The sequence below is a fragment of the Bradyrhizobium sp. MV1.5 genome (genome assembly GCF_055807615.1).
The window spans coordinates 44,811-69,330 of the sequence record NZ_JBVVPL010000034.1; the positions used below are offsets into that span (position 1 = coordinate 44,811).

Annotated in this window: 28 protein-coding genes; 17 read left to right on the forward strand and 11 right to left on the reverse strand. The window is 64.5% G+C overall.

The annotated features are described in order from the left end of the window. The first annotated feature begins 424 nt into the window (after positions 1–424). Genes AC0L2J_RS26520 through dnaQ form a run of 4 tightly spaced genes read left to right on the forward strand, consistent with a single transcriptional unit; the run spans position 425 to position 3,247 of the window. Positions 425–1,264: a pyruvate, water dikinase regulatory protein gene (locus tag AC0L2J_RS26520; RefSeq protein ID WP_007604071.1), complete on the forward strand. Its 840-nt coding sequence runs from the start codon at positions 425–427 to the stop codon at positions 1,262–1,264. Positions 1,265–1,270: 6 nt separating this feature from the next. Continuing rightward, positions 1,271–1,879 (forward strand): Maf family protein, encoded by a 609-nt coding sequence (locus tag AC0L2J_RS26525; protein WP_473394999.1) that lies wholly within the window; start codon positions 1,271–1,273, stop codon positions 1,877–1,879. Between the two features lie 23 nt (positions 1,880–1,902). Then, positions 1,903–2,502 (forward strand): dephospho-CoA kinase, encoded by a 600-nt coding sequence (gene coaE / locus AC0L2J_RS26530; RefSeq protein WP_473395000.1) that lies wholly within the window; start codon positions 1,903–1,905, stop codon positions 2,500–2,502. Between the two features lie 28 nt (positions 2,503–2,530). Continuing rightward, positions 2,531–3,247, forward strand: coding sequence for a DNA polymerase III subunit epsilon (gene dnaQ, locus AC0L2J_RS26535; protein ID WP_007604068.1), 717 nt, complete (start codon positions 2,531–2,533; stop codon positions 3,245–3,247). On the opposite strand, the gene secB is transcribed toward dnaQ, so the two are convergent. Next, positions 3,244–3,726 (reverse strand): protein-export chaperone SecB, encoded by a 483-nt coding sequence (gene secB, locus AC0L2J_RS26540; protein ID WP_007598595.1) that lies wholly within the window; start codon positions 3,724–3,726, stop codon positions 3,244–3,246. The two genes, dnaQ and secB, sit on opposite strands and share 4 nt — an antisense overlap. Before the next feature lie 416 nt (positions 3,727–4,142). Here secB and AC0L2J_RS26545 point away from each other — a divergent pair, with 416 nt between their 5' ends. From AC0L2J_RS26545 to AC0L2J_RS26555, 3 genes are read left to right on the forward strand one after another with little or no spacing between them, the layout of a single operon-like run. Further along, positions 4,143–4,838 (forward strand): Tim44/TimA family putative adaptor protein, encoded by a 696-nt coding sequence (locus AC0L2J_RS26545; RefSeq protein WP_219681899.1) that lies wholly within the window; start codon positions 4,143–4,145, stop codon positions 4,836–4,838. Next, a complete protein-coding gene (gene mltA / locus AC0L2J_RS26550; protein WP_473395001.1) occupies positions 4,816–6,342 on the forward strand; it encodes a murein transglycosylase A in 1,527 nt (508 codons plus the stop codon). The genes AC0L2J_RS26545 and mltA overlap by 23 nt, the downstream gene beginning before the upstream one ends. Beyond that, the gene (locus tag AC0L2J_RS26555) at positions 6,339–6,929 is read left to right on the forward strand and encodes a Smr/MutS family protein (RefSeq protein WP_473395002.1); all 591 of its coding nucleotides are present in this window, start codon (positions 6,339–6,341) and stop codon (positions 6,927–6,929) included. The genes mltA and AC0L2J_RS26555 overlap by 4 nt, the downstream gene beginning before the upstream one ends. Positions 6,930–6,979: 50 nt before the next feature. Here AC0L2J_RS26555 and AC0L2J_RS26560 read toward each other — a convergent pair whose 3' ends face one another. From AC0L2J_RS26560 to hslV, 5 genes are all read right to left on the reverse strand, one after another. After that, the gene (locus tag AC0L2J_RS26560; protein ID WP_473395003.1) at positions 6,980–8,104 is read right to left on the reverse strand and encodes a hypothetical protein; all 1,125 of its coding nucleotides are present in this window, start codon (positions 8,102–8,104) and stop codon (positions 6,980–6,982) included. Positions 8,105–8,132: 28 nt separating this feature from the next. After that, positions 8,133–9,437, reverse strand: a complete 1,305-nt coding sequence (hslU, locus tag AC0L2J_RS26565; protein WP_027566241.1) for an ATP-dependent protease ATPase subunit HslU — start codon at positions 9,435–9,437, stop codon at positions 8,133–8,135. Positions 9,438–9,488: 51 nt separating this feature from the next. Next, positions 9,489–10,106 (reverse strand): DUF2585 domain-containing protein, encoded by a 618-nt coding sequence (locus AC0L2J_RS26570; protein WP_473395004.1) that lies wholly within the window; start codon positions 10,104–10,106, stop codon positions 9,489–9,491. Then, positions 10,103–10,588 carry a GNAT family N-acetyltransferase gene (locus tag AC0L2J_RS26575; protein ID WP_473395005.1) on the reverse strand — a complete coding sequence of 162 codons (486 nt, stop codon included), beginning with the start codon at positions 10,586–10,588 and terminating at the stop codon, positions 10,103–10,105. The genes AC0L2J_RS26570 and AC0L2J_RS26575 overlap by 4 nt, the downstream gene beginning before the upstream one ends. 170 nt (positions 10,589–10,758) lie before the next feature. Continuing rightward, positions 10,759–11,319, reverse strand: a complete 561-nt coding sequence (gene hslV / locus AC0L2J_RS26580) for an ATP-dependent protease subunit HslV (protein ID WP_007604060.1) — start codon at positions 11,317–11,319, stop codon at positions 10,759–10,761. A 190-nt stretch (positions 11,320–11,509) separates the two neighbouring features. Here hslV and hisB point away from each other — a divergent pair, with 190 nt between their 5' ends. From hisB to AC0L2J_RS26620, 8 genes are all read left to right on the forward strand, one after another. After that, the gene (hisB, locus tag AC0L2J_RS26585) at positions 11,510–12,103 is read left to right on the forward strand and encodes an imidazoleglycerol-phosphate dehydratase HisB (protein WP_007604059.1); all 594 of its coding nucleotides are present in this window, start codon (positions 11,510–11,512) and stop codon (positions 12,101–12,103) included. Positions 12,104–12,168: 65 nt separating this feature from the next. Continuing rightward, complete coding sequence (locus tag AC0L2J_RS26590) at positions 12,169–12,699, forward strand: DUF2628 domain-containing protein (protein WP_007604058.1); 531 nt, start codon at positions 12,169–12,171, stop codon at positions 12,697–12,699. Continuing rightward, positions 12,696–13,346 carry an imidazole glycerol phosphate synthase subunit HisH gene (gene hisH, locus AC0L2J_RS26595; RefSeq protein WP_007604057.1) on the forward strand — a complete coding sequence of 217 codons (651 nt, stop codon included), beginning with the start codon at positions 12,696–12,698 and terminating at the stop codon, positions 13,344–13,346. The genes AC0L2J_RS26590 and hisH overlap by 4 nt, the downstream gene beginning before the upstream one ends. Beyond that, on the forward strand, positions 13,334–14,074 hold the full coding sequence (gene hisA / locus AC0L2J_RS26600; protein WP_007604056.1) for a 1-(5-phosphoribosyl)-5-[(5-phosphoribosylamino)methylideneamino]imidazole-4-carboxamide isomerase: 741 nt from the start codon (positions 13,334–13,336) through the stop codon (positions 14,072–14,074). The genes hisH and hisA overlap by 13 nt, the downstream gene beginning before the upstream one ends. Positions 14,075–14,084: 10 nt before the next feature. Continuing rightward, positions 14,085–14,861 carry an imidazole glycerol phosphate synthase subunit HisF gene (gene hisF, locus AC0L2J_RS26605; protein ID WP_007604055.1) on the forward strand — a complete coding sequence of 259 codons (777 nt, stop codon included), beginning with the start codon at positions 14,085–14,087 and terminating at the stop codon, positions 14,859–14,861. An 82-nt stretch (positions 14,862–14,943) separates the two neighbouring features. After that, entirely contained in the window at positions 14,944–15,270 is a 327-nt protein-coding gene (locus AC0L2J_RS26610; RefSeq protein WP_007598445.1) for a phosphoribosyl-ATP diphosphatase, read from the forward strand. 20 nt (positions 15,271–15,290) lie between these two features. Further along, positions 15,291–16,247, forward strand: a complete 957-nt coding sequence (coaA, locus tag AC0L2J_RS26615) for a type I pantothenate kinase (RefSeq protein ID WP_007598451.1) — start codon at positions 15,291–15,293, stop codon at positions 16,245–16,247. A gap of 105 nt (positions 16,248–16,352) precedes the next feature. Continuing rightward, positions 16,353–16,640 (forward strand): hypothetical protein, encoded by a 288-nt coding sequence (locus tag AC0L2J_RS26620; RefSeq protein ID WP_007604054.1) that lies wholly within the window; start codon positions 16,353–16,355, stop codon positions 16,638–16,640. Between the two features lie 13 nt (positions 16,641–16,653). Here the strand turns inward: AC0L2J_RS26620 and AC0L2J_RS26625 are convergent, their stop codons facing one another. The 5 genes from AC0L2J_RS26625 to AC0L2J_RS26645 form a co-directional block, all read right to left on the reverse strand. Next, entirely contained in the window at positions 16,654–17,712 is a 1,059-nt protein-coding gene (locus AC0L2J_RS26625) for an AI-2E family transporter (RefSeq protein WP_063992232.1), read from the reverse strand. Positions 17,713–17,767: 55 nt separating this feature from the next. Further along, positions 17,768–18,397, reverse strand: a complete 630-nt coding sequence (locus tag AC0L2J_RS26630; RefSeq protein ID WP_473248875.1) for a histidine phosphatase family protein — start codon at positions 18,395–18,397, stop codon at positions 17,768–17,770. A gap of 101 nt (positions 18,398–18,498) precedes the next feature. Beyond that, on the reverse strand, positions 18,499–20,724 hold the full coding sequence (locus AC0L2J_RS26635; protein ID WP_473395010.1) for an ATP-binding protein: 2,226 nt from the start codon (positions 20,722–20,724) through the stop codon (positions 18,499–18,501). Between the two features lie 125 nt (positions 20,725–20,849). After that, on the reverse strand, positions 20,850–21,317 hold the full coding sequence (locus AC0L2J_RS26640) for a hypothetical protein (RefSeq protein WP_473395007.1): 468 nt from the start codon (positions 21,315–21,317) through the stop codon (positions 20,850–20,852). A gap of 109 nt (positions 21,318–21,426) precedes the next feature. Further along, a complete protein-coding gene (locus AC0L2J_RS26645) occupies positions 21,427–22,965 on the reverse strand; it encodes a YifB family Mg chelatase-like AAA ATPase (protein WP_473395008.1) in 1,539 nt (512 codons plus the stop codon). A gap of 228 nt (positions 22,966–23,193) precedes the next feature. Here AC0L2J_RS26645 and AC0L2J_RS26650 point away from each other — a divergent pair, with 228 nt between their 5' ends. Both AC0L2J_RS26650 and AC0L2J_RS26655 read left to right on the forward strand, forming a co-directional pair. Further along, positions 23,194–23,439 (forward strand): PilZ domain-containing protein, encoded by a 246-nt coding sequence (locus AC0L2J_RS26650; protein WP_007598461.1) that lies wholly within the window; start codon positions 23,194–23,196, stop codon positions 23,437–23,439. Between the two features lie 80 nt (positions 23,440–23,519). Continuing rightward, positions 23,520–24,305: a tetratricopeptide repeat protein gene (locus AC0L2J_RS26655; RefSeq protein ID WP_473395009.1), complete on the forward strand. Its 786-nt coding sequence runs from the start codon at positions 23,520–23,522 to the stop codon at positions 24,303–24,305. Positions 24,306–24,520 lie beyond the last annotated feature (215 nt).

The following is a 24,520-nucleotide window of genomic DNA, read 5'->3' on the forward strand; positions in this document are numbered from 1 at the left end:
CGCTGGGGATAGTAAGAACTCGTTAAGGTCTTACCTGCACACATATCCGTCCGTAGCGCCCTTCTCCAATAAGAATCTTAGATTCTTAAGGTTTGAGTCTATGTGACGGTGAATTGGACTCACACATTTCCGTCCGCCCGTTCACACGCGCTTGTTCACATCCATCAACATATCCTCTGATAGCTCTGGCCGCTTTCGATAAGGCGGTCAGCTTCAAAGGCTTGCGCGTTTCTGTCGGCAGCTTATCAAGAGGGTTATTGGCACAATCCCGTTTCCCTTTCGACCGGGCGCCGAACTTGTTCTCATGGGCAGTGGTGTGAAGAAAATTGACACTTGTCCCGCCCCCGGTGTCGCACATCCCTTTCCGAGGGGTTAAGGTCCACAGAAATCCACAAACCAAACCGGTTTCATACAAAGGGCTTTTGTGCCGACCTCGAGCAATTATTTCCATCTGCACCTCGTGTCCGACTCCACCGGTGAGACGCTGATCACGGTCGCCCGCGCCGTTGCCGCCCAGTACGCCAACGTGACCCCGGTCGAGCACGTCTATCCGCTGGTGCGCAGCCAAAAACAGCTCGATCGCGTGCTCGACGAGATCGAGGAAGCGCCGGGAATCGTGCTGTTCACGTTGCTCGAGAAGGATCTGGTCTCCAGGCTCGAGGACAAGTGCAAGGGGATCAATGTTCCGAGCCTGTCGATCATCGGCCCGGTGATGCAGTTGTTCGAGGCCTATCTCGGAGCTGCCACGACCGGCCGGGTCGGCGCCCAGCACGTGCTCAATGCCGAATACTTCAAGCGCATCGACGCGTTGAACTACACGATGATCCATGATGACGGCCAGCATGTCGAAGGTCTCGACGACGCTGATGTGGTGCTCGTTGGTGTCTCCCGCACCTCCAAGACCCCGACCTCGATCTACCTTGCCAACCGTGGCATCCGCACCGCCAACGTGCCGCTGGTTCCAGGCATTCCGGTGCCGTCGCAACTGGAAACGTTGACGCGACCGCTGGTGGTGAGCTTGCATGCGACGCCGGAACGCTTGATCCAGGTGCGCACGAACCGCCTGCTCTCCATGGGCGCCGATTCCAGCAGCGACACCTATACCGACAAGCAGTCGGTCGCCGAGGAAGTCGCATTTGCCCGCAAGCTGAGCGCCAAGCACGATTGGCCGCTGCTCGACGTCACGCGGCGCTCGATCGAGGAAACCGCCGCGGCGATCATGAAACTCTACAGTGACCGCCAGCGCAACCGGCCTTCTGAATAGTTCGCGATGGGTCTGTGGCTCGGCAAATCCTCGTTGATCCTGGCCTCGCAGAGCAGCGCGCGAAAGATGCTGCTGGCCAATGCCGGGCTCGAGTTCAAGGCGATCACGGCTGATATCGACGAGCGCGGTATCCAGGCCGCCTCCGGACTTTCGAACCCGCGCGAGATCGCCCTGCTGCTGGCGCGCGAAAAGGCCAAGGCGGTTTCGGGCCATCACGCTGGAAGCACCGTCATCGGTGCGGATCAAACGCTGGCGCTTGGCGATCGCCTCTTCAACAAGCCCGCGGGCCGCGCCGAGGCGCTGGCGCAACTGCGCGATCTCTCCGGACATAGCCATGAGCTGAATTCCGCCGTGGCGATAGCACGCGACGGCGAGATCATCTTCGAGGACGTCTCCGTCGCCCGCCTCACCATGCGGCAGATGACCGACGCCGAGCTTTCGGCCTATCTCGACACCGCCGGCGATGCCGTCACCACCAGCGTCGGCGGTTATCAGCTCGAAAGTCTGGGCATCTATTTGTTCGAGCGTATCGAGGGTGACCACTTCACCATCCTCGGCTTGCCGTTGCTGCCGCTGCTTGCATTCCTGCGGCGCGAGCGGCTAGTTGCGGTGTGAATGGCAGAGATGGCTGGGCGCTGATGCGAATCCTGGGACTGACCGGCTCGATCGGGATGGGCAAATCCACCACCGCGAAATTATTCGCGGAGGCCGGCGTCCCTGTCTACGATGCCGATGCCGCCGTCCATCAGCTCTATGAGGGCGAGGCTGCGCCCGCGATCGAGGCCGCCTTCCCCGGCACCACCGCCAACGGCAAGGTCGATCGGCCAAAACTGTCGGCGCGTGTGGTGCACGATGCTGCCGCCATCAAGCAGCTCGAGCAGATCGTCCATCCGATGCTCGGCGCTTCCCGGAAAAAATTCTTCGCCGACGCAGAAGCCGCCAACGCGCCAGTGGTGGTGCTGGACATTCCACTGCTGTTCGAGACGGGCGGCCAGACGCGGGTCGATGCCGTGGTCGTCGTGACGACGTCTCCGGAACTGCAGCGCGAGCGGGTGCTGGCGCGCGGCACGATGGACGAGGCCAAGCTCGACGCCATCATCGCCAAGCAGACCCCCGACGCGGAAAAGCGCAAGCGTGCTGATTTCGTGGTGGATACGTCGCATGGACTCGAGCCGGTGCGCGCCCAAATCGCGCACATCCTGGCCGAGGTCGTTAAGATGCCGCAGCGGCGCGCCTGATTCGCCGCCTGACACGGCTTCTTGGATCATGCGCGAAATCGTTCTCGACACCGAAACCACCGGCCTCGACCCGCTGCGGGGAGACCGCCTGGTCGAAATCGGCTGCGTCGAGATGCTCAATCGCATGCCGACGGGACAGAGTTTCCACGTCTACATCAATCCCGAAAGGGACATGCCGGCGGAAGCCTTTGCGGTGCACGGGCTGTCGGCCGAGTTTCTGGCGACGAAGCAGCTGTTTCACGAGGTCGTCGACGATTTTCTGGAGTTCATCGGCGACGCGCCGCTGGTGATCCACAATGCCTCGTTCGATATCAGCTTCATCAATGCCGAGCTCGACCGGATCAAGCGCCCGGGAATCCCGCGTGAGCGGCTGGTCGATACGCTGCTGCTGGCACGGCGCAAGCATCCCGGCGTCTCGAACCGGCTCGACGATCTCTGCTCGCGCTATGCGATCGACAATTCACGCCGCACCAAGCACGGCGCATTGCTCGACGCCGAGTTGCTTGCGGAAGTCTATGTGGATCTGGTCGGGGCGCGGCAATCGCAGCTGCTGCTGGCTTCGGAATCCGAGGAAACTCGTGCCAATGGAGCTGCCGATGCGCCGCGGCGGCAGCGGCCGGCGCCGCTCACGCCGCGGATTTCAGACGCCGAGCGCGAGGCCCACCGGGCCTTCATCGCAACGCTCGGCGACAAGGCGATCTGGAACGAGTTCTTGCCCGCTCCAGCCGCCCCTTCGGCTGGTTAAGCCTGGCCGCTCGGCTGAGCGGCCATTTGCCGCTCCATGTTCTGACGATAGAGCCCCACGAAGTCGACCGGGTCGAGCATCAAAGGCGGGAACCCGCCGTCGCGTACGGCAGTGGCGATGATCTCACGGGCGAACGGGAACAGCAGGCGCGGGCATTCGATCATGACCAGCGGATGCAAATTGTCCTTCGGCACGTTGGAGATGCGGAACACGCCGGCATAAGCGAGCTCGAACGAGAACATGATCTTGCCGGCGGTCTCGGCTTTGCCCTCGACCGACAGCGTTACCTCGAACTCCTGTTCGCTGAGGTTGTTGGCGCTGACATTGATCTGGATGTTGATCTGGGGCGGCTGGCTCTGCTGCTGGAGCGAGCTGGGCGCGTTCGGATTTTCGAACGAGAGGTCCTTGGTATATTGCGCCAGGACGTTGAGCTGGGGAGCCTGGGCCGCCTCGGGAGGGGTGCCGTTACCGTTGGTCATAAGAGTGTCTCCTTACCCGATTGGGGCTGAATTTCGCGGCGGTTGGCTAACATAGGGCTACCTCGTTCCACAAGGACGAACGGTCCCGGATGGAGAATTCCGGCCACGACCACAACTGTGGCGTTCACCCCGCCGATCCAGCGCAACGGCACCTTAAACGATTGAAGATGCGCGATTTCCGGCCAGGATCGGGTTTCCCCTTAAGCATAAAACGCGCTACACTCGGTGCTGTGCCAAAAGGCGCCATTGGCCGGGCAAGATTTCGTGCCTACATCCCACGGACCTGACGCGCGGACCCAAAATGGTGATGTAGACTTGCCGTTCCGGTATGGAACGGTCTACTGGCCGGATCGATTTTCCCGGCACGACCCCTTCGAGACGGCCCCTTCTACAGACGACCAGAAAGCGAATACGACGTGGACATCTACACCATCATCTTCCTGGCGCTGGCAGTCTTCATTTTTCTGAGGCTGCGCAGCGTGCTGGGGCAGCGCACCGGCAACGAGCGGCCGCCGTTCGACCGCAACGCGCTCCAGGGTGCCCAGGACAAGAACGTCGTCACCATGCCGGGCAAGGTCATCGACCAGGCCCCCTTGGCGCCGACGGCCGAGCCGGCCCCGCCCTCCGACCGCTGGAAGGGCCTGACCGAGCCGGGCACCGTGCTCGCCCAGGGTCTCGACGCCATCGTCGAAAAGGATTCCACCTTCGATCCGCGCCATTTCATCTCCGGCGCTCGCGGCGCCTATGAGATGATCGTGCTGGCCTTTGCCAATGGCGACCGCCGCGCGCTGCGCGACCTGCTGTCGTCGGAGGTCTATGAAAGCTTCGATGCCGCGATCAAGGAGCGCGAGAAGAACGAGCAGAAGACCGAGACGCGCTTTGTCTCGATCGACAAGGCCGAGCTCGTCGGCGCCGAGCTGCGCGACCGCACCGCCCAGCTCACGATCCGCTTTGTCTCGCAGATGATCTCGGCCACCCGAGACAAGGCCGGCAACATCGTCGACGGCAGCGCCGACACGGTCGCCGACATCACCGACATCTGGACTTTCGCCCGCGACATCACCTCTCGCGATCCGAACTGGAAGCTGGTTGGCACCGGAAGCGCGAATTAAGGCTTTCCTGAAGACCAGCGCGACGGCGCTTTGCGCAGGTGCCGTCGCGCTGTCGTCGTTTTCACTCGGGGCCGAGGCGGCGCGGCGCCACTATCGCAGCCATCACCATCATCTCCCGGAATTGCCTGCAGCGCCGTCGCGCGCCTTGCCGTATCCGCAGCTTCCTCTGCCGCTGGAAATTCCCGGCGCGCAATATCTGCCGCTGGCCTGGGCCGATGTGAAGGGCTGGGGCGACGACAATCATCTCGCGGCCTACAAGACCTTTCGCGCAAGCTGCCGTCCGATCAGCGCGCAGACCGGCGCTCCTGAACCCAAGGCTTTAGGCGCCTCGCTGGGCGAACCCTGCCGGGTCGCCAAGTCGCTCGAGCTTACCGACGACGCCAGGGCCAAAACTTTCTTCGAGGAAAATTTTGCGCCGCTGCGGATCTCTCGCCTCGGCGAGCCCGACGGTTTCGTCACCGGCTATTACGAGCCGGTGCTGGAGGGATCGCGCACGCAGACCGAGGTCTACAACGTCCCGGTCTATCGCCGCCCCTCGAATCTGTTCGTGCGCGGCTACAAGCAGGATTCGGTCAGCCTGCCCAACAAGGGCCCGGTCTATCGCAAGATCGGTCGCCGCAAGCTCGTGCCCTATTACGACCGCGCCGAGATCGAGGACGGCAAGATCGCCGGCCGCGGACTCGAGATTGCCTGGCTGAAGGACCCGACCGATCTGCTGTTCGCCCAGATCCAGGGCTCGGCGCGGATCAAGTTCGACGACGGCGGCACGGTCCGGCTCAACTACGACGCCTATAACGGCTATCCCTATACAGCGGTCGGTCGCATCCTGATCGAGCGCGGCATCATTCCGAAGGAAGAGATGTCGATGCAGAAGATCAGGGAGTGGATGGCGCAGACACCTGACGGCGCCAGGGAGCTGCGGCGCCAGAACCGCTCCTACATCTTCTTCCGCGAGGTCAATCTGTCGGACAAGGAGGAGGCGGTCGGCGCGCAGGGTATTCCGCTGACGGCCGGCCGCTCGATCGCGGTGGACAAATCGCTTCACGTTTACGGCACGCCGTTTTTCATCGAAGGCGAGCTGCCGATCGATTCCGATCGGTCGAAGACGCCGTTCCATCGCTTGATGATCGCGCAGGATACCGGCTCGGCCATCATCGGGCCCGCGCGCGCCGATCTCTATTTCGGCGCGGGCGCGGATGCCGGCCGCGTCTCCGGGCGGCTGCGCCATGCCATGCATTTCGTGATGTTGGTGCCGAAGGGCCTCGATCCCACGGCGCGTGCCGCGCGGCTGCCGGTGCCGGACCCGCGGCCGTCGGAGAAGATCGCAAAGCTGTTTCCGCAAACCGAGCCTGCGAAGGACAAGCCGGCGGCAGCCGTGGCGCAAAGCAAGAGCGAGACGGTCGCTGTCGCCGGTCCAGTCCCGCTGCCGGTGCCGCGTCCCGTGATCGAGCCCGTTCAGGAGCCGCGGCGGCCGGTGAAAAATCGTTCCCATCGGCAGCAATGAAGCGATCGTCCCGTCCGCCCGTGCTGGAGCCTCGTCCCTCGCCGCGCCGTCGCGCGCTGAGCGAGGAAGAGCGCGCGCTGTGGGACACGGTCGCAAAGCAGGTCAAGCCGCTGAGGAAGCATCGTGTCGCCAAGGCACAGGCCGCGCCGCGCACCGAGCCTTTTCCCGCAGCGCCCGCCACGCGGCTTGCGCCGTCGCCACGTCCGATTGCCGCTGCGCCGCCACCGCGTGCGTCGAAGCCGGCGGTGCCGCCGTTAGCGCCGCTCGGCAAACGTGAGCGCACAAAGCTGTCGCGCGGGCGCAGCGAGATCGAGGCGCGGCTCGATCTGCACGGCATGACCCAGATGCGCGCCCATCGCGCGCTGAGCGGCTTCCTGCACCGCGCCCATCATGACGGCCTGACCTTCGTGCTCGTCATCACCGGCAAGGGTCGGAGCGGCGGCGAAAGCGGCGTGCTGCGCCGCCAGGTGCCGGAATGGCTGAGCCTGCCGGAATTCCGCGCCTTCGTCGTGGGATTCGAAGAAGCCGGCATCGGCCATGGCGGCGAGGGCGCGCTTTACGTGCGGATCAGGCGGGCGAGATATTAACCGCGGGCTTGCTGCAACCTCTCCCGCAAGTGGGAGAGGGAGCCGATCTTCTAAAACGGCCGCACGATTCCGACGCGCGGGATCAAGGTGACGATCAGGCCAAAGATATTTGTCTTCTGATCTTCCGCCGGAATCAGCGGCGTCTCGCGAGCGGCGGGCAGCATCTTCACCGCGTGCAGGATCAGGAACATGCAGACCGCCCAGTTCGAGATCCAGCGCGAATAGTCGAACACCATCGCGAACATCACGAGACAGGCGAGGCTGATGCCGATCAGCGCCGCGACCACGAGACGGCGATGCGTGTCGTTGGCGAGCGCGCCGATCAAATTCGCAAAATAGCGCCACAGCGGTGTGTGCAGCCAGATCAGCAGCGCGAACACGGGCACGCCGAGGATGTTGTGCGGCAGGCGGCCCCAGGTGTCAGAAATCTCCTTCGCCAGCGGCTGATACCAGATGTAGGCGAACTGCAGCAGGTCGGTTCGCGACGGATCGGCCATCCGGCTCTTCAGATAGGCAACGAAATCCGCCTCCGGGATCGGCATCGTTCCCCAAAATTGCGCGGCGAAGAACAGGGTGGAGACGGCCAGCAAGGCGATGATGCCGAACGCGACATTGGTGCGATTGCAGCCGCGCGTCAGATAGTGCCTGATCACGACGATGGTGAGGATGGTCGGCACATACATCAGGAGATGGATGTGGTGGATCAGGACGAGAACGATCGAGAACAGCGCAGCCAGCGCCACGAACAGCAGCGAGCCGGGCGGCACGAGCAGCAGGATGATCGTCAGCGCGCAGCCATAGATGTCGAAATGACCGAGCGTGTGCATGAAGTTCTTGAGGAAGAACGGCGAGCCCGCGATGAAGACGAACGTCGGCAATGTCTTCGCGGTGAAGCCGAACGTCCTCTCGAACAGTCTTACATAAAGACCGAGCGTCACCAGCCATGTCGCGCCGCCGAGCGCGAACACCAGCCATAGCGGCACCCTGTCGGTGAACAGCGCGACGATCGCCCCGATCAGCGCGCGCTTGATGAAGCCGAAATGATAGTCGACGAGGAGGTGGATGTAGGGGACGTAAGGCGGCAGCTGGATCTTGTGGACGAAGACGCCGACGATGACTGCCGCGTTGACCGCGAGCAGGAGACGCCAGGGGTTTTGCAGGATGCGCGCGGTCACGCCGCATCCATAGCGCGGCCGCCCGGATTTACAAAATGAACCGGCTCAGATCCGCGTTCTTGGCGAGGTCGCCGACGTGCTTCTGGACGAAATCCGCGTCGACCCTGACGGTCTCGCCGCTGCGGTCGGGGGCGGTGAAGGAGATCTCGTCCAGCACCCGCTCCATCACGGTCTGCAAACGCCGCGCGCCGATGTTCTCGACGGTGGAATTCACGGCCACCGCGACATCCGCCAGCGCGTCGATGGCGTTGTCGGTGATGTCGAGCGTGACGCCCTCGGTCTGCATCAACGCGACATATTGCTTGATCAGCGAGGCCTCGGGCTCGGTCAGGATGCGGCGCATGTCATCGCGGGTCAGCGCCTGCAGCTCGACGCGGATCGGCAGGCGGCCCTGCAGTTCCGGCAAAAGGTCGGACGGTTTTGCGACGTGGAAGGCGCCTGAGGCAATGAACAGGATGTGGTCGGTCTTCACCGCGCCGTGCTTGGTCGAGACGGTGGTGCCCTCGATCAGCGGCAGCAGGTCGCGCTGCACGCCCTCGCGCGAGACGTCGCCGCCGGCGCGGCCTTCGCGGGCGCAGATCTTGTCGATCTCGTCCAGGAACACGATGCCGTTGTTCTCGACCGCGCTGATCGCCTCCAGGGTCAACTGATCGCTGTCGAGCAGCTTGTCGGATTCCTCGTTGATGAGGATCTCGTGCGAGCTCTCCACCGTCAGCCGCCGCGTCTTGCTGCGTCCGCCCAGCTTGCCGAAGATGTCGCCGATCGAAACCGCGCCCATCTGCGCGCCGGGCATGCCCGGGATCTCGAACATCGGAAAGCCGCTGCCGCCGCCTTGCGTCTCGATCTCGATTTCCTTGTCGTTGAGCTCGCCCGCGCGCAGCTTCTTGCGGAAGGAGTCCCGCGTCGCCGCGCTGGAATTGGCGCCGACCAGCGCGTCGAGCACGCGCTCCTCGGCGGCGAGCTGCGCACGTGCCTGCACGTCCTTGCGCTTGCGCTCGCGGACCTGGGCGATTGCGACCTCGACGAGATCGCGCACGATCTGCTCGACGTCGCGGCCAACATAGCCGACCTCGGTGAATTTCGTCGCCTCCACCTTCAGGAACGGCGCATTGGCAAGCTTGGCGAGCCGCCGCGCGATCTCGGTCTTGCCGACGCCGGTCGGGCCGATCATCAAAATGTTCTTCGGCAGCACCTCTTCGCGCAAGGAGCCTTCGAGCTGCTGCCGCCGCCAGCGGTTGCGCAGCGCGATCGAGACGGCGCGCTTGGCATCGGCCTGGCCGACGATGAAACGGTCGAGTTCGGAAACGATTTCGCGGGGAGAAAAGTCTGTCATGGGACCTTAGCTAGGATCAGATGCGGGGCGGGACAAGCCGCTTTTTTGCCGTCAGATGATCGGCGGACCCGATTGCCATTGTTTCACGGCCTCGACCGGATGGATCAGCATCAGGATATTGAGCGTCAGATTGTCGCGAATATGGAGCGCCAGCATGATTTCGAAGGCGAGCCCGAGCAGGACTGTCACTGGAACAGGCAGCAGGCGCGCGGCGAGGAAGCCCAGCACCATGGACAGATTGTCAGAAACCGAATTGACGATGCTGTCGCCGAAATAATCCAGCGAGATCGTGCCGGCGCGGTAGCGTTCGATGATGAACGGCGAGTTCTCGACGATCTCCCAGGCACCCTCGATCAGCATGGCGATGATCAGGCGCGCCGGCCACGACAGAGACAGGAACGGCAGCCGCGCGAACAGCAGCCAGGTCAGTCCATAGAACAGGAAGCCGTGCAGGATGTGCGAGAAGGTGTACCAGTCGGCGATGTGCTGCGAATTCTCCGAGCTGTTCACCACGCCATGCCATAGCTTGACATAGCCGCAGGTGCAGATCGGCACCCGGCCCATCGCCAGCAGGATCGAGGCCTGCATCGCCAGCAGCAGCAGCGCGATGCCGACCCAGGCGAGCGGTGGAAACGCGGCCTTGCTCTCATGCGTGGTTGCCAGCGTCATGGCTCGCGCACCATCAGGAGTGCCGGCCCGTCGGGCGTCTCGACCATGCGTTCCCGGACAAAGCCGGCCTTCTCATAGGCACGCACGGCGCGCGCGTTGAGCGGATCGGGATCAGTGACGATGCGCGGCAGGCCCTGCCGCAACTGCGCGTCGGCGAATTGGCGGATGAATACCGAACCGTGCCCGCGCCCGATCATGTCGCTTTCGCCGATGAATTGATCGATGCCACGCGTGCCCTCCGGTTGCGGCCCAAGACCCGTATTCCAGGCGGTCAGGCGGTAGCATTGAAGATAGCCGAACGGCTTGTCGTCGGCCAACACGATGAACTGGTCCATTGCCGGCTCACCAAGATCGCCGCTCACGAGCGCGAACTGCTCGTCCGGATCGCCCCACCATTCCCGCACATGTGCTTCGCCCAGCCACCGCCGGATCAGCGGCAGGTCGGCCGCGGTCATCGCACGGAAGGTGTAGGCGGGGGTCATCTAGCGGCCAAGGCGGTGGTGCACTCCCTCTCCCGCCTGCGGGAGAGGGTGCGTCCGCAATGGGACAGCCCCCAAGAGGACAGAACCCTCACCCGCGCCTTCGGCGCGACCTCTCCCGCAAGCGGGAGAGGTTACGGCCAGTCCGGAGGTCCGCTGTCCAGCCACAAGCCCTACCCGGCCGCCAGCGCTTCGACGGTGACATTGCGGTTGGTGTAGACGCAGATGTCGGCGGCGATGTCGAGGGAGCGGCGGACGATGGTCTCCGCGTCCTTGTCGGTGTCGAGCAGGGCACGGGCGGCCGCCAGCGCGTAATTCCCGCCGGAGCCGATCGCCATGACGCCGGCTTCGGGCTCCAGCACGTCGCCTGTGCCTGTCAGCACCAGGGAGACGTCCTTGTCGGCGACGATCATCATGGCCTCCAGCCGTCGCAAATAACGGTCGGTGCGCCAGTCCTTGGCGAGCTCGACGGCGGCCCGGGTCAATTGCCCCGGATATTGCTCGAGCTTGGCTTCCAAACGCTCGAACAGCGTGAAGGCGTCGGCCGTGGCGCCGGCAAAGCCGCCGATGACGTCGCCCTTGCCGAGTTTCCGGACCTTCCTGGCGTTGTGCTTGATCACGGTCTGACCGATCGAGACCTGGCCGTCGCCGCCGACCACCACCGTGCCGCCCTTCCGGACCGTCAAAATCGTGGTGCCGTGCCAGACCGGCGAGCTGTTTGGGGAGTCCTGCATGAATGATCCTCGTTGTCCGGGCTGATTTAGGCGGTCGGGAGCGGGGGCACAACGGGCCGCTCCGGGCCCAATTCGCTCACCATAGGCAGAAGTAGAGGCCCGGCCAGCCGTTCCCGCAGTAGCGAAGGCTTCATTTGGCTGTTAAAAGACCGGCGTTTTCGGCCCCGAACTAGGATGGAAGCGTATTTTGATGCGCACCGCGACGATCAAGCGCAAGACCAAGGAAACCGACATCGAGGTCACCGTGAACCTCGATGGCTCCGGCGTGTCCAATATCGCGACCGGCATCGGCTTTTTCGACCATATGCTCGATCTCCTCGCCCGCCATTCCCGCATCGACCTCACGGTCAAGGCGGTCGGCGATTTGCACATTGATCATCACCATACCACCGAAGACACCGGCATCGCGCTCGGTCAGGCCGTCAAGCAGGCGCTCGGCAACATGGCGGGCATCACCCGCTATGCCGGCGTGCACATGCCCATGGACGAGACGCTGTCGCGCGTGGTCATCGACATCTCGGGCCGCCCGGTCCTGGTGTTCAAGGTCGACTTCCCCCGCGACAAGATCGGCGAGTTCGACACCGAGCTGGTGCGCGAGTGGTTCCAGGCCTTTGCCATGAACGCCGGCGTGACTCTTCACGTCGAGACCCTATATGGCGATAACAGCCACCATATCGCCGAGTCCTGCTTCAAGGGTCTGGCACGGGCGCTGCGCACGGCGGTCGCGATCGATCCGAAGGCTGTGGGCGAGATCCCGTCCACCAAGGGCTCGCTCGGCGGCTGACATCTTTCGGCCCGCGGCCCGCGCCGCTTGCGGTATCACTGAATTCTTGGGAACGGGGCATCGTCATGTCCGTCTACACAGTTCATGCTCCCTCCCCTGCCGGAGCCGATCTGCGCGCGACCGACAAGTTCGTCTTCGTGCGCGACGGCTTCCATTTCTGGGCGATGATCTTCGGCCCGCTCTGGCTGCTGTGGAATCGGCTATGGCTGGCGCTGATCGGCTGGGTGATCTTCGTTGCCGCGTTCAACGTCGGGCTGTCCAGCCTCGGACTCGGCCGTTCGTCGATCTTCTTCGCCGACATCATCGTCGCGCTGCTGATGGGATTCGAGGCCTCCAGCCTGCGCCGTTGGACGCTCTCGCGCGGTAAATGGCGGCAGCTCGACGTGGTGATTTCCGACGACGAGGACACCGCCGAGCGCCGCTTCTTCGAGCGCTGGAGCCAGAAGCAGCGCGGCATCGTCAACGATCAATGGGCCGTCGATCGCGGCGGCCCGCCGCCGACCCGCAACGTGCCGGGTCAGCAATTCTCCAACCCGCCGCCGATGCCGGCGGGCGGCATCATTGGTTTGTTTCCAGAACCGGGAGGGTCAAGATGAGCGTCGCCATCATCGATTACGGTTCCGGCAATCTGCATTCGGCCGCCAAGGCGTTCGAGCGCGCCGCGCGCAGCATGGACAACCCGCAAAAGGTGTTCGTCACCAGCGATCCGGACCAGGCCTACAGCGCCGACCGTCTGGTGCTGCCGGGCGTCGGCGCCTTCGCCGATTGCCGGCGTGGGCTCGATGCCGTCAACGGCATGGTCGAGGCGATCACCGAAGCGGTGCGCGTCAAGGCGCGGCCGATGTTCGGCATCTGCGTCGGCATGCAGCTGTTCGCCACCCGCGGCAAGGAGCATGTCATCACGCAAGGCCTGAACTGGATCGGCGGCGACGTCGAGAAGATCACGCCGCGGGACGAGAGCCTCAAGATTCCGCACATGGGCTGGAATACGCTCGATGTGCTGCGCGAGCATCCGGTGCTGGACAGGCTGCCGCTCGGCCCCAAGGGCCAGCACGCCTATTTCGTGCACTCCTACCACCTCAACGCCGCCAACGAGGCGGACGTGCTCGCGCGCGCCGATTACGGCGGGCCTATCACCGCGATCGTCGGCAAGGACACCGCCATCGGGACGCAGTTTCACCCCGAGAAGAGCCAGCGTTTTGGGCTGGCTCTGATCTCGAACTTTTTGCGATGGAAACCGTGATTCTCTTTCCCGCGATCGACCTCAAGAACGGCCAATGCGTGCGCCTCGAGCAGGGCGACATGGCGCGCGCGACCGTGTTCAATCTCAATCCCGCCGCGCAGGCGGAGAGCTTCGTCGCGCAGGGCTTCGAGTATCTCCACGTCGTCGATCTCGACGGCGCGTTTGCCGGCAAGCCGGTGAACGCGCAGGCCGTCGAGGCGATGCTGAAGACGATCACGATTCCAGTGCAGCTCGGTGGCGGCATTCGCGATCTCGCGACTGTCGAAGCCTGGCTCGACAAGGGCATCACCCGTGTCATCATCGGCACCGCCGCGGTGCGTGACCCCGAATTGGTGAAGGCTGCCGCCAAAAACTTCCCCGGTCGCGTCGCGGTCGGGCTCGACGCGCGCGACGGCAAGGTCGCGGTCGAAGGCTGGGCCGAGACCTCGCAGGTGACGGTGCTGGAGATCGCACGGCGTTTCGAGGATGCCGGGGTCGCCGCCATCATCTTCACCGACATTGCGCGCGACGGCCTGCTCAAGGGCCTGAATCTCGATGCGACCATTGCGCTGGCCGACGCCATATCCATCCCCGTCATCGCCTCCGGCGGCCTCGCCTCGATCGAGGACGTCAAGGCGATGCTGACGCCGCGCGCGAAAAAGCTCGCTGGCGCGATCGCCGGCCGCGCGCTTTACGATGGCCGGCTCGATCCCGCAGCCGCCCTCACCCTGATCCGCGCCGCGGCCTAGGAGACATCCGATGTTCAAGGTGCGCGTGATCCCCTGCCTGGACGTCAAGGACGGCCGCGTCGTCAAGGGCGTCAACTTCGTCGATTTGCGCGATGCCGGCGATCCCGTCGAAGCGGCGATCGCCTATGACGCCGCCGGTGCCGACGAGCTCACCTTCCTCGACATCACCGCGACCCATGAGAACCGCGGCATCATGCTGGATGTGGTCCGGCGCACGGCGGAAGCCTGCTTCATGCCCGTGACCGTCGGCGGCGGCGTGCGTGAGGTCAACGACATCAAGACGCTGCTGCGCGCCGGCGCCGACAAGGTCTCGATCAACAGCGCCGCGGTGTCGCGGCGTGAGTTCGTCAAGGAAGCCGCCGAGAAATTCGGCGGGCAGTGCGTGGTGGTCGCGATCGACGCCAAGCGGGTCAAGCGCGCCGGTGGCGGCGAGCGCTGGGAGATCTTCACCCATGGCGGTCGCAACTCGACCGGCATCGACGCCATCGAATATGCCCAGGAGGTGGTCTCGCTCGGCGCCGGTGAAATCCTGCTCACCTCGATGGACCGCGACGGCACGAGGCAGGGTTTCGACATCCCGCTGACCCGGGCGATCGCCGACAGCATTCCCGTTCCCGTGATCGCCTCGGGCGGCGTCGGCAATCTCGACCACCTTGTCGATGGTATTCGCGACGGCCACGCCACCGCCGTGCTGGCCGCCTCGATCTTCCATTTCGGGGAATTCACCATCCGCGAAGCCAAGGAGCACATGTCCCGGCGCGGGCTGCCCATGCGCCTCGATGCCTGACGACTCCCGTTCCTAAAAATGCTACATCATCGGCGAGAACCGGCTTGTCCCGCCAGATAACCGGCCAATCCGAGTATTTTGTATGCCGCGTTTCACGATCCACGATCTCGCCGAGACCATCGACGCCCGCGCGGCGGCGGGTGGCGAGGCGTCCTATACCCGCAAGCTCCTCGACAAGGGCGCCGAACATTGCGCCAAGAAGTTCGGTGAGGAGGCAGTCGAAACCGTAATCGCAGCAGTCGAAAACGATCGCGCGCATCTGATCGCCGAAGGCGCCGACCTGCTCTATCATTTCCTTGTGCTGCTCAAGGCCCGCGGCGTAAAGCTGGAAGAGGTCGAGGCCGCATTGGACAAGCGGACCAATATGTCAGGGTTGGAAGAAAAGGCGTCGCGCAAGGGCGGCAGCTAGCCGAGGTGGAGAATCGCGTCATGGATATCCGCGCACCCGAGCAGCAATATAATCCGTACCGCGTCTATACGCGCGAGGAGTGGTCGCGACTGCGCGACGACACGCCGATGACGCTGGAGCCGGGCGAATTCGACCGGCTGCGCTCGCTGCACGACCGCCTCGACTTGCAGGAGGTCGAGGACATCTACCTGCCGCTGTCGCGCCTGCTGTCGATCTATGTCGATGCGATGCAGCGGCTTTATTATGCGGAGCGCCAGTTCCTCAACATCCGCGACCGCAAGATGCCCTACATCATCGGCGTCGCCGGTTCGGTCGCGGTTGGAAAATCCACCACGGCCCGCGTGCTTCAGGCGCTACTGGCGCGCTGGTCGCCGCGTCCCAAGGTCGAGCTGATCACCACCGACGGATTTCTGTATCCCAACGCCGTGCTGGAACGGCAGGGCATCATGCAGAAGAAGGGCTTTCCGGAGAGCTACGACCTGCCGCTGCTGCTGAGCTTCCTCTCCGACATCAAGGCCGGCCGCCGCCATGTGCGCGCGCCGGTCTATTCGCATTTGACTTACGACATCGTGCCGAACCAGTGGGCCGAGATCGACCAGCCCGACATCCTGATCGTCGAGGGCGTCAACGTGCTGCAGACCGGCAAGCTGCCGCGCGACGGCAAGGCCGTGCCCGTGGTGTCCGACTTCTTCGATTTCTCGGTCTATATCGACGCCGACGAGGCCGCGCTGCGGCAGTGGTACATCAGGCGCTTCCTGTCGCTGCGCGACACGGCGTTCACCAATCCCAAATCCTACTTCAACCGCTACGCGCTGTTGTCGGACGAGGAGGCCACCGCCACCGCGATCGCGATCTGGGAACGCACCAACCTCGCCAATCTCGAGGACAACATCCTGCCGACCCGCCCCCGCGCGACCCTGATCCTGAAGAAAGGCGCCGACCACACCGTGGCAAGCGTGGCGCTCAGGCGGCTGTAACAGCCTTGATGAACGCAGCCCTTGTTAAATTTCGGGCTGAGTATCTTTTGTTGCAGACCGGCGAGGGGTATTTGGCTATGGCTTTCGGAAACGCACACGGGCACCATGGTTGATCGTCTCAGAAGCGCTGCCGAGCATCTCGAAGCACCGATATGCCCGGACTGCCTTATCGAGATGAAGTGGTTCCGTTCCGAGCTGCTGGCGGACGAGCCAACCCCGATCATCGCGCATCTTTTCGTGTGTCCGCATTGCAAGCGCGCGGCCCAGGCGGATTCCATTTTCAAGAGCAAGCAAGTGCCGCCGGACAAGCTCTCCGCACCGCGTTTTCTGGCTTATGCCGCCTACCGCTCGGCGTCGGCCGGATTCGGCGCTCGGCTGACCGCCGGGTCGTGACTCGACAGGGCGGTCATTTCCGGACCTCCTGTCGCGCTTTTGAGCCGATGAAGATGTGCCACGCCGTGAGAAACATCGCGGCTATGAGCGGGCCGATGACGAATCCGTTCGCTCCGAAAGCCGCAAGGCCGCCCAAGGTGGCGAGCAGCACGACATAGCTCGGCATTTGGATCGACTGGCCGACCAGGATCGGGCGGAGAAAATTGTCCGCAAGACCGATCACGAAGGTCCCGAAAGCGAGCAGGATGATCCCTTTCGTGACTGAGCCTGCCACCAGCAGATAGAGTGCGACCGGAACCCAAACCAGGGCGGAGCCGAGCACGGGCAGGAGCGAGAGCAGCGCCATCAGGGCGCCCGCGAGCAGCGGCGCGGTCAAGCCGAGCAGCCAGAAGATCAGCCCGCCAAGCGCACCCTGAATCAAGGCAACGAGAACGATCCCCTTGATCGTCCCACGAACCGCGAGGGTGAACGCATTCAGAATCTCGGTGGTGTGGCTCGGCCGCAGCGGGAGTGCGTCGCGGATCCGTGCGTTGAGCTCGTCACCATCGCGGAGCAGGAAGAACAGCAGGTACAACATCACGAGCAAGCTTGCGACGAACTCCAGCGTCAACTGACCGATGTTGATGGCGTGCCCCGCCAGTTGTTGGCCGGCAGGGACGACCAGACTCGACAGACGTTCCTTCAGGGCCGAGAAATCGATGCCGGCCAGGCGATCCGACAGGGAAGCGGCCCAGGCGGGCAGCGCGGATTTCAGCTGCTGCAGGGGATGGGCGAAACTGATCTCCCCGCTCTGAGCGCGCTGGTACAGCTCCCCACCCTGGTCGACGAGCGAGGCGATGACGACCGCCACGGGAATGAGGACCATGACGATCACGACGACGACTGTGAATGATGCGGCAAGGTTGCGCTTCCCCGGAAGGGTCTCCAGGGCGCGTCGATAGAGTGGTGCGAAGATGATCGCCAGAAGCGTGGCCCACAACAACGCGCCGGAGAATGGCCAAAGCACCCACCCGAAGGCAAGCGAGATCGCGGCAAGCAAGATGAGGAATGAGCGGTCTTCCGATGTTCTCACGTGTTCGCCAACCCTTCCGTTGCCAGAGCATGATCCGGACCTGAAGTCCGGGCCGTCACTTGTCTGCTTTCGCGGTCCAGTCGGCGAGCTTGATGCGTCCTGCAAAGGTTGCGGGACCCGAGCTGCCGGCCTTGTAGACGAAAGCTTCGCCTTCCTGAACGTCCCCGGCATCCTTCCCGAAGGCATCGGCGATGTTGGTCTTGTGGGTGACCAGGAAGGTGTTGGTGCCGGCCTTGGGCGGCGCATCGACGAGCTGCCGCACCGCCTGGCCGGCCTTTGCATTGGCACCCGTCGGATTTGCCATGCCCGACGCGCTCGCGTTGCTGCTGTCCGTCAATGCATCGACCGGCTTGACCTCGCGGCCGGAGATGAGCTTGCCCGCCTCGATCGCGCGGTTCAGCCTGCTGGTGTAGACGTCGCCGATCGGGATCGCGAGCCCCTTGATGGCCGTCCCGATCTGGCCCGCCATGTCGCGGCCCTTTTCACTGAGCTGACGCTGGGCGCTCATGTCGTCGAACTTGAAAGGGTAGACATCCTTTTGGCTGTCGTCGGTGGCGGTGTGGCGAAACACCAGCACATAGCCGCCTTGCTTGAGCGAGGCGATCAGTTGCGAGCTATCGGCCGCGGTGGCTTGAATGGAACCACAGAGAAGGATCACGAAGGCGAGGCGGTAAAGCACGTTCATGCGAAATCCTCTGCTTAAATGCCCCAGAGGATGGTGACGCGCGACGCGGTCGATTTCAATTGTCGATCGCCGGCCGAGATCGGGTTCCTATGAAATCCGGATCAAACCGCGAGCTGCCGCGCCGCCGCCAGTCCGGCCAGCGCCTCTTCCAGCTTCTCGCGATCGAGCGGCTTGATCAGAAACCCGTTCATGCCCGCTTCAAAGCAGGCGTAGCGATCTTCCACCAGCGTATTGGCGGTGAGCGCGAGGATCGGCGTGTGGTGGCCGCCTCTGGCTGCCTCATGCGCACGGATGCGTTTGGTCGTTTCGATGCCGTCGAGCTGCGGCATCTGGATGTCCATCAGCACGAGATCATAGGGCGTGCCGGCCGATGCCGCGCCGAGCCAGGATTCCAGCGCGGCCTCGCCATGGACAGCGATAACGACACGGTGGCCGAGTTTCGTCAGCAGCGAGCGCATCAACAACGCGTTGATCTCGTTGTCCTCGGCGACGAGAATTGACAGGCCTTTCGCCGGTGCCGCGGCGGTGGATGGGGTCGATGGCTCCGGCGCGAGATCGGGCGAGGCGACCTCCGGGGGCAGCGCGAGGCGTGCGGCGAGTGAGGCGGCGCGCAGCGGCTTTACCAGGAAGCCGGTGAAGGCCGGCGAGAGTTTCTCGTGGCGCGAGCCGGACGTCAGCAGCACGAGGCGTTGCGTCGCATGGCTGCGTGCGGCTTCGCCGAGGCGGTCTGCGATGGCAGCGCCGAGCGCGCGATCGATCAGCACCGAATGCCATGAGCGTTCCGGCAGCAGCGCTTCCGCCACCGCGGCGTCCGTCACCATGCAGGTCTGGCCGCCCCAGCGCTCCAGCCGCCGCGCGATCAGGGAGGCCTCGATGCCGTCGGCAATCAGCAGGATCGACTTGCCGGTGAGATCGAGACTCGGGAATGCCGTCTGTTCCGCATCGACGGCGGATGACGCCAACGGGATCGCGACCTCGAAGGTCGAACCCTTGCCCGGCTCGCTCGTAAGCGTGATGCGGCCGCCCATGCGCTTGACGATGCGCTCGCTGATGGCGAGACCGAGGCCGGTGCCGCCATAGCTGCGGGCGACGCGCTCGTCGGCCTGCTCGAATTCGCGGAAAATGCGCTGTTGCGCGTCGGCTGCGATGCCGATGCCGGTGTCGCGCACCAGAAAACTGATCTCGTTCGGCCAGATGCCGGGCTCGACGATCAGCGCGACGCCGCCGCTCACAGTGAATTTGATGGCGTTGCCGGCGAGGTTGAGCAGCACCTGGCGCAGCCGCGCGGCATCGCCGACCACTTCGAGCGGCAGCCGCTCGTCGACATAGGCGGCGATCTCGAGCTGCTTCGCCTGCGCGCGGGGCGCGAGCAGCTCGGTGATGTCCTCGATCAGGCCTGAGAGGGCGAAGGGACGCTGCTCGAGATCGAGCTTGCCGGCTTCGATCTTGGAATAGTCGAGCAACTCCTCGATCAACGCCATCAGCGCTTCGCCGGAGGTCTTCACGGCCCTGGCGTAGGTCGACTGTTCCGGCGTCAGCGTGGTGTCGAGCAGCAGCCCGCCCATGCCGATGATGCCGTTGAGCGGCGTGCGGATCTCGTGCGAGGCCATCGCCAGGAAGCGCGATTTGGCCCGGTTGGCGGCGTCGGCCTGATCGCGGGCGTCGGACAGCGCACGCTCGGTCTCGGTGCGGTCGGTGACGTCGCGTCCGACGCTCTGCAATTCGGCGGGCTGGCCGGCGTCGAGTCGGACATAGCCTTCGCGCCAGGCGATCCAGCGCGCACCGAGCGGAGTTGCGATCTTCTGGTCGTGAATGCGCGTGCCGTTGCTCTCGCGGGCGCTGTCGCCCTGCTCCAGCACGTCGAAATCAAAGGGCGTACCGACCAGCGCGCCGCGCGCCTGTCCGGCAAGCGCGCAATAGGCGTCGTTGGCGAAGGTGATGCGGCCGCTTGTGTCGCGCAGCACGATCAGATCGCCCTGCTGTTCGAACAGGCTGCGAGCGCGCTCCTCGGCCTCCTTCAGCTCCCAATTGCGGTCGATCAGCGTTTCGTTGTGGGCGGCCAGCGCACGCATCCGCTTGTTGACGAAGCGCAGGCGCATGCTGAGCGTGGCGAGGCCGAGGCAGGCGAGCGCGAACAGGAAGCTGACGCCGATCGCAAACGCATTGGGATCGTAGCCGGACGTCTCGGACCGGCTGCCGGAGACAAAGCCATAGGCGCCGCCGAAGGTCGCCGAGAAGATCATGATGGAGCGGATCGCAAAGGCGATTCGGGGGTACTGTCGCCTGAAGCGGCGCATGCGCACCTTGATCCGGAACGTCCGATCCATCGCCACCGACCCGACTCTTTTCGTAAAAACCTGTGCTCGCTGTAAACGACGATGTGCCGCCGACCTTGCGAACAGTTTGAGGCCCTGCGATCGCCTCCAAACAGGGTTGACGAAGCGTTAACGGCTCAAAGCGAGGCTGCCTGGAGAGGGCGGTGGCCGCCGCGGGCGCCGACGATCAGCGCCGCCGCCTCGCGCTGGGAGAAGGTCTTCGAGCGCACATAGACGCGGTAATCCGCCGGCCCCTCGCTGGAGAGATAGATCACCTGACCGCCGTCGACGGGCTGCGCCGCAATCGAGATCAGGCGGGTCGAAGGAGTGGCCTGGCAGGATTCCGATTCCGAACCGAGGCCGTCATCGACGACGGCGAAGTCGGCAGCGTCCGCATCCTCGGTGATCTGAACCCGCACCGTGGCGCGCGCGGGATCATCGGTGAAGGCGACATGCACGCCGGCGGTCCAGAACAACGACGTCAGCTCGACCGAGGTGTCGCCGAGGGCGATGCAGGGATGCGAGACCGATCCGATCTCGCTGCGCGCGAACACCGCGGCCGCCAACAGGGGAATAACCGACGCCAGGATCTTGAAACGCAACATGACACGCTACTCGCCGGGCCCTGGGGAAACTCGTGGCGCGAACTGATGGGCCTTATGGTTTGCAGAGCGTAAAGGAAACTCGTTACCGCCGGGTTGATGCGCTGGATGATCAGGCGATCTGCCGCACATCCTCCGCGAGTGCGCGATAGGACAGCGCCTCGGCGAGATGCAGCCGGCCGATCCTGTCGGCGTGGTCGAGATCGGCCAGCGTGCGCGCCACCCGCAGCACGCGGTGATAGCCACGCGCCGACAGCCGCATGGTCTCGGCGGCGTCGCGCAGCAGCTTCTGGCCTTGCGCATCCGGCTTGGCGATCTCCTCCAGCACCGAGGCCGGGGCTTCGGCATTGGTGCGAACCTTCGGCAGGCCGGCAGCCGCGTAACGCGCGAGCTGGATGTCGCGTGCCGCCGCGACGCGCGCGGCAACCTCGGCCGAGCCCTCTGCCGGCGGCGGCAGGATCAAATCGGCCGCGGTCACCGCGGGAACCTCGATGCGCAAATCGATGCGGTCCATCAGTGGTCCCGAGATGCGGGCCTGGTAATCGCCGGTGCAGCGATCGACGCGGCCGCGCTTGCAGGCATAGCCGGGTTCGAACGCATTGCCGCAGCGGCAGGGATTCATCGCCGCGACCAGCATGAAGCGTGCGGGATAGGTGACGCGGTGATTGGCGCGCGACACCGAGACCTCCCCGTTCTCCAGCGGCTGACGCAGCGAATCCAGCACGCGCGGATCGAATTCCGGGAGCTCGTCGAGGAACAGCACGCCCTGATGCGCGAGCGAGATCTCGCCGGGCCGTGCGCGCATGCCGCCGCCGGTGAGCGCGGCCATGCTGGCGGAATGATGCGGCGAGCGAAACGGCCGTCGCGCCGTCAGCGCGCCGCCCTCGATCTCGCCCGCAACAGAGGCGATCATCGAGACTTCGAGCAACTCGCCCGGTGACAGCGGCGGCAGGATCGAGGGCAGGCGTGCCGCCAGCATCGATTTGCCGGCGCCGGGCGCGCCGATCATGAGCAGGTGATGACCGCCGGCGGCCGCGATCTCGAGCGCCCGCTTGGCGCTCTCCTGTCCCTTGATGTCGCGCAGGTCGAGCGGCGAGCTTGCTGCTTCATGCACCTTCGGCACGGGCCGCGACAGCACCTGCGTTCCCTTGAAATGGTTCGCGATCTGGATCAGCGAACTCGCGGCGATGATCTGGATGTCCGGGCTCGCCCACGCCGCTTCCGATCCGCAAGCCGCCGGACAGATCAGCCCCTCCTCGCGCACATTGGCGCCGATCGCGGCGGGAAGAACACCGGCCACCGGTGCGATCGATCCGTCGAGGCCAAGCTCGCCCAGGACGGTGAAGCCGGTCAGCGCGTCCGGAGGGATCGCGCCGATCGCCCCCATCAGACCGAGCGCGATCGGCAGGTCATAATGGCTGCCCTCCTTGGGCAGATCGGCGGGCGCGAGATTGACGGTGATCCGCCGCGCCGGCAGCGCCAGTCCCGAGGCGATCAGCGCCGAGCGGACCCGCTCGCGCGCTTCCGACACCGCCTTGTCGGGGAGACCGACGATCGCGAAGGCCGGCAGACCCGGCGCGACCTGCACCTGCACGTCGACCGCGCGGGCCTCGATCCCCTCAAAGGCGACGGTAGAAACCCGCTGAACCATGCCCGAACCAGCCTGCCCTTTTGCACAATTAGGGGTAGCAGAGCGGGCCAGTTCTGGCAAGAACAATACGGGAACGTGTCGAGGGGGCCTGCAAGGCCCTAACCGATCGTAAACACGACGAAGACACTACGCTTCGAATGCAAACTGCTCCGCTCAGCACATCCCAACGAATGTCCGCTACTCCTAGGGCTGCGGGATGGGCCGTGGTCTAACGGGTGAACAATTCAGATGCTTGCAAATCGCCGGAGAAGCGAACGACGGATGTGCACGCGGCTCGCCAAGATTCATTTTGGCGCGGGTTCGCTGCCGCGGGACTGCACGATCACGGATATTTCGGATGGCGGCGTGAAAGTCGTGGCGGAATTTCTGGAGGTGCCGCCGCAATTCACCATCATCTTCGCGCCCGACTATTCCCGCCAGTGCCGCCTGCGCTGGCGCATCGGCTGCGAGTTCGGCGCAGAATTCACCGACTAAGCTTTCGGAAGCGCCCCGCCTTAACGGGACTTTAGCGTTAATCGGTAAGCATCTCTGATCAGTCGCCGAGTGATCAGAGTATGTCCAAGCGTTTGTCCGTCGCCTCCCTTCCGGCGAGATATCTGTTTTCCGCGCTTCTGATCCTGGCCCTCGGCGGCTGTCAGACCACCGGCATCGAGGACATCACCGGCGCGCTCGGCGGAAGGTCGGACACGGCTGGCAGGGCCGACGCCAAGCCGGACGTGAGGCCGGATATGGACGCGCTGCGCGAGCGCTATCGCGCCAAGCCTGGCGATCCCAACATCGCGCTCGAATACGGCAAGGCGTTGCGCCAGACCGGCCAGCGCGCGCAGGCGCTCGCGGTGCTGGAGCAGGCCGTGCTCGCCCATTCCAGCAACAAGGCGCTGCTCGCCGGCTATGGCCGCGCGCTCGCCGACAGCGGCAGTTTCCAGCAGGCGTTCGACGTCTTGGGTCGCGCGCATTCGCCCGAGGATCCCGACTGGCATATCCTGTCGGCGCAGGGCGCCGCGCTCGATCAGCTCGGCCGCAACGAGGAGGCGCAGCAATACTACGCCGCCGCGCTGAAGATCGTGCCCGAAGAGCCGTCGGTGCTGTCCAATCTCGGACTGTCCTACATGCTGCAGAACAATCTGCCGCGGGCGGAGGAAACGATGCGCCGGGCACACGAGCGCAATCCCGCTGATTCCCGCGTGCGCGCCAATCTCGCGCTCGTGCTGGGACTGGAAGGAAAGCAGGCCGAGGCCGAAACCGTCGTGAAGGCGGATCTGCCGCCGGATCAGGCGGCGGCAAAGGTCACGGCGCTGCGGCAGTTGCTGGTGAAAAAGCAGCAGCGGGCGGAGAAGTAACCGGCTCGTTCCTGAGCTCGACGGATTGAGCCTCGCCGAGCGCACCGAGGGAGGTGCGTTCCCTCCCCCCTTGTGGGGGAGGGCTAGGGAGAGGGGTAGCCCAGGAAAAAGTGCTGGTTGGTGACGATGCATCGAATGGGCGCGCGAGGGAAAGAGTCCCCGTGTGGCGCCCCCCTCCCTGCCCCGCCCCCCCCAGGGGGGGGGGGCGGGGAGGG

What these genes read in the sequence shown, in the direction of transcription:
- AC0L2J_RS26645 (WP_473395008.1), bottom strand. Translation starts at nt 22,965, where the DNA reads ATGGTTCAGCGGGTTTCTACCGTCGCCTTTGAGGGGATCGAGGCCCGC.
- secB (WP_007598595.1), bottom strand. Translation starts at nt 3,726, where the DNA reads ATGACCAACGGTAACGGCACCCCTCCCGAGGCGGCCCAGGCTCCCCAG.
- hslV (WP_007604060.1), bottom strand. Translation starts at nt 11,319, where the DNA reads ATGCAGGACTCCCCAAACAGCTCGCCGGTCTGGCACGGCACCACGATT.
- hisF (WP_007604055.1), top strand. Translation starts at nt 14,085, where the DNA reads ATGTTCAAGGTGCGCGTGATCCCCTGCCTGGACGTCAAGGACGGCCGC.
- AC0L2J_RS26630 (WP_473248875.1), bottom strand. Translation starts at nt 18,397, where the DNA reads ATGAACGTGCTTTACCGCCTCGCCTTCGTGATCCTTCTCTGTGGTTCC.
- AC0L2J_RS26590 (WP_007604058.1), top strand. Translation starts at nt 12,169, where the DNA reads ATGTCCGTCTACACAGTTCATGCTCCCTCCCCTGCCGGAGCCGATCTG.
- AC0L2J_RS26610 (WP_007598445.1), top strand. Translation starts at nt 14,944, where the DNA reads ATGCCGCGTTTCACGATCCACGATCTCGCCGAGACCATCGACGCCCGC.
- AC0L2J_RS26575 (WP_473395005.1), bottom strand. Translation starts at nt 10,588, where the DNA reads ATGACCCCCGCCTACACCTTCCGTGCGATGACCGCGGCCGACCTGCCG.
- coaA (WP_007598451.1), top strand. Translation starts at nt 15,291, where the DNA reads ATGGATATCCGCGCACCCGAGCAGCAATATAATCCGTACCGCGTCTAT.
- coaE (WP_473395000.1), top strand. Translation starts at nt 1,903, where the DNA reads ATGCGAATCCTGGGACTGACCGGCTCGATCGGGATGGGCAAATCCACC.
- dnaQ (WP_007604068.1), top strand. Translation starts at nt 2,531, where the DNA reads ATGCGCGAAATCGTTCTCGACACCGAAACCACCGGCCTCGACCCGCTG.
- AC0L2J_RS26640 (WP_473395007.1), bottom strand. Translation starts at nt 21,317, where the DNA reads ATGTTGCGTTTCAAGATCCTGGCGTCGGTTATTCCCCTGTTGGCGGCC.
- AC0L2J_RS26635 (WP_473395010.1), bottom strand. Translation starts at nt 20,724, where the DNA reads ATGGATCGGACGTTCCGGATCAAGGTGCGCATGCGCCGCTTCAGGCGA.
- AC0L2J_RS26525 (WP_473394999.1), top strand. Translation starts at nt 1,271, where the DNA reads ATGGGTCTGTGGCTCGGCAAATCCTCGTTGATCCTGGCCTCGCAGAGC.
- AC0L2J_RS26650 (WP_007598461.1), top strand. Translation starts at nt 23,194, where the DNA reads ATGCTTGCAAATCGCCGGAGAAGCGAACGACGGATGTGCACGCGGCTC.
- hisA (WP_007604056.1), top strand. Translation starts at nt 13,334, where the DNA reads ATGGAAACCGTGATTCTCTTTCCCGCGATCGACCTCAAGAACGGCCAA.
- hslU (WP_027566241.1), bottom strand. Translation starts at nt 9,437, where the DNA reads ATGACAGACTTTTCTCCCCGCGAAATCGTTTCCGAACTCGACCGTTTC.
- AC0L2J_RS26620 (WP_007604054.1), top strand. Translation starts at nt 16,353, where the DNA reads ATGGTTGATCGTCTCAGAAGCGCTGCCGAGCATCTCGAAGCACCGATA.
- hisB (WP_007604059.1), top strand. Translation starts at nt 11,510, where the DNA reads ATGCGCACCGCGACGATCAAGCGCAAGACCAAGGAAACCGACATCGAG.
- AC0L2J_RS26555 (WP_473395002.1), top strand. Translation starts at nt 6,339, where the DNA reads ATGAAGCGATCGTCCCGTCCGCCCGTGCTGGAGCCTCGTCCCTCGCCG.
- AC0L2J_RS26570 (WP_473395004.1), bottom strand. Translation starts at nt 10,106, where the DNA reads ATGACGCTGGCAACCACGCATGAGAGCAAGGCCGCGTTTCCACCGCTC.
- AC0L2J_RS26655 (WP_473395009.1), top strand. Translation starts at nt 23,520, where the DNA reads ATGTCCAAGCGTTTGTCCGTCGCCTCCCTTCCGGCGAGATATCTGTTT.
- hisH (WP_007604057.1), top strand. Translation starts at nt 12,696, where the DNA reads ATGAGCGTCGCCATCATCGATTACGGTTCCGGCAATCTGCATTCGGCC.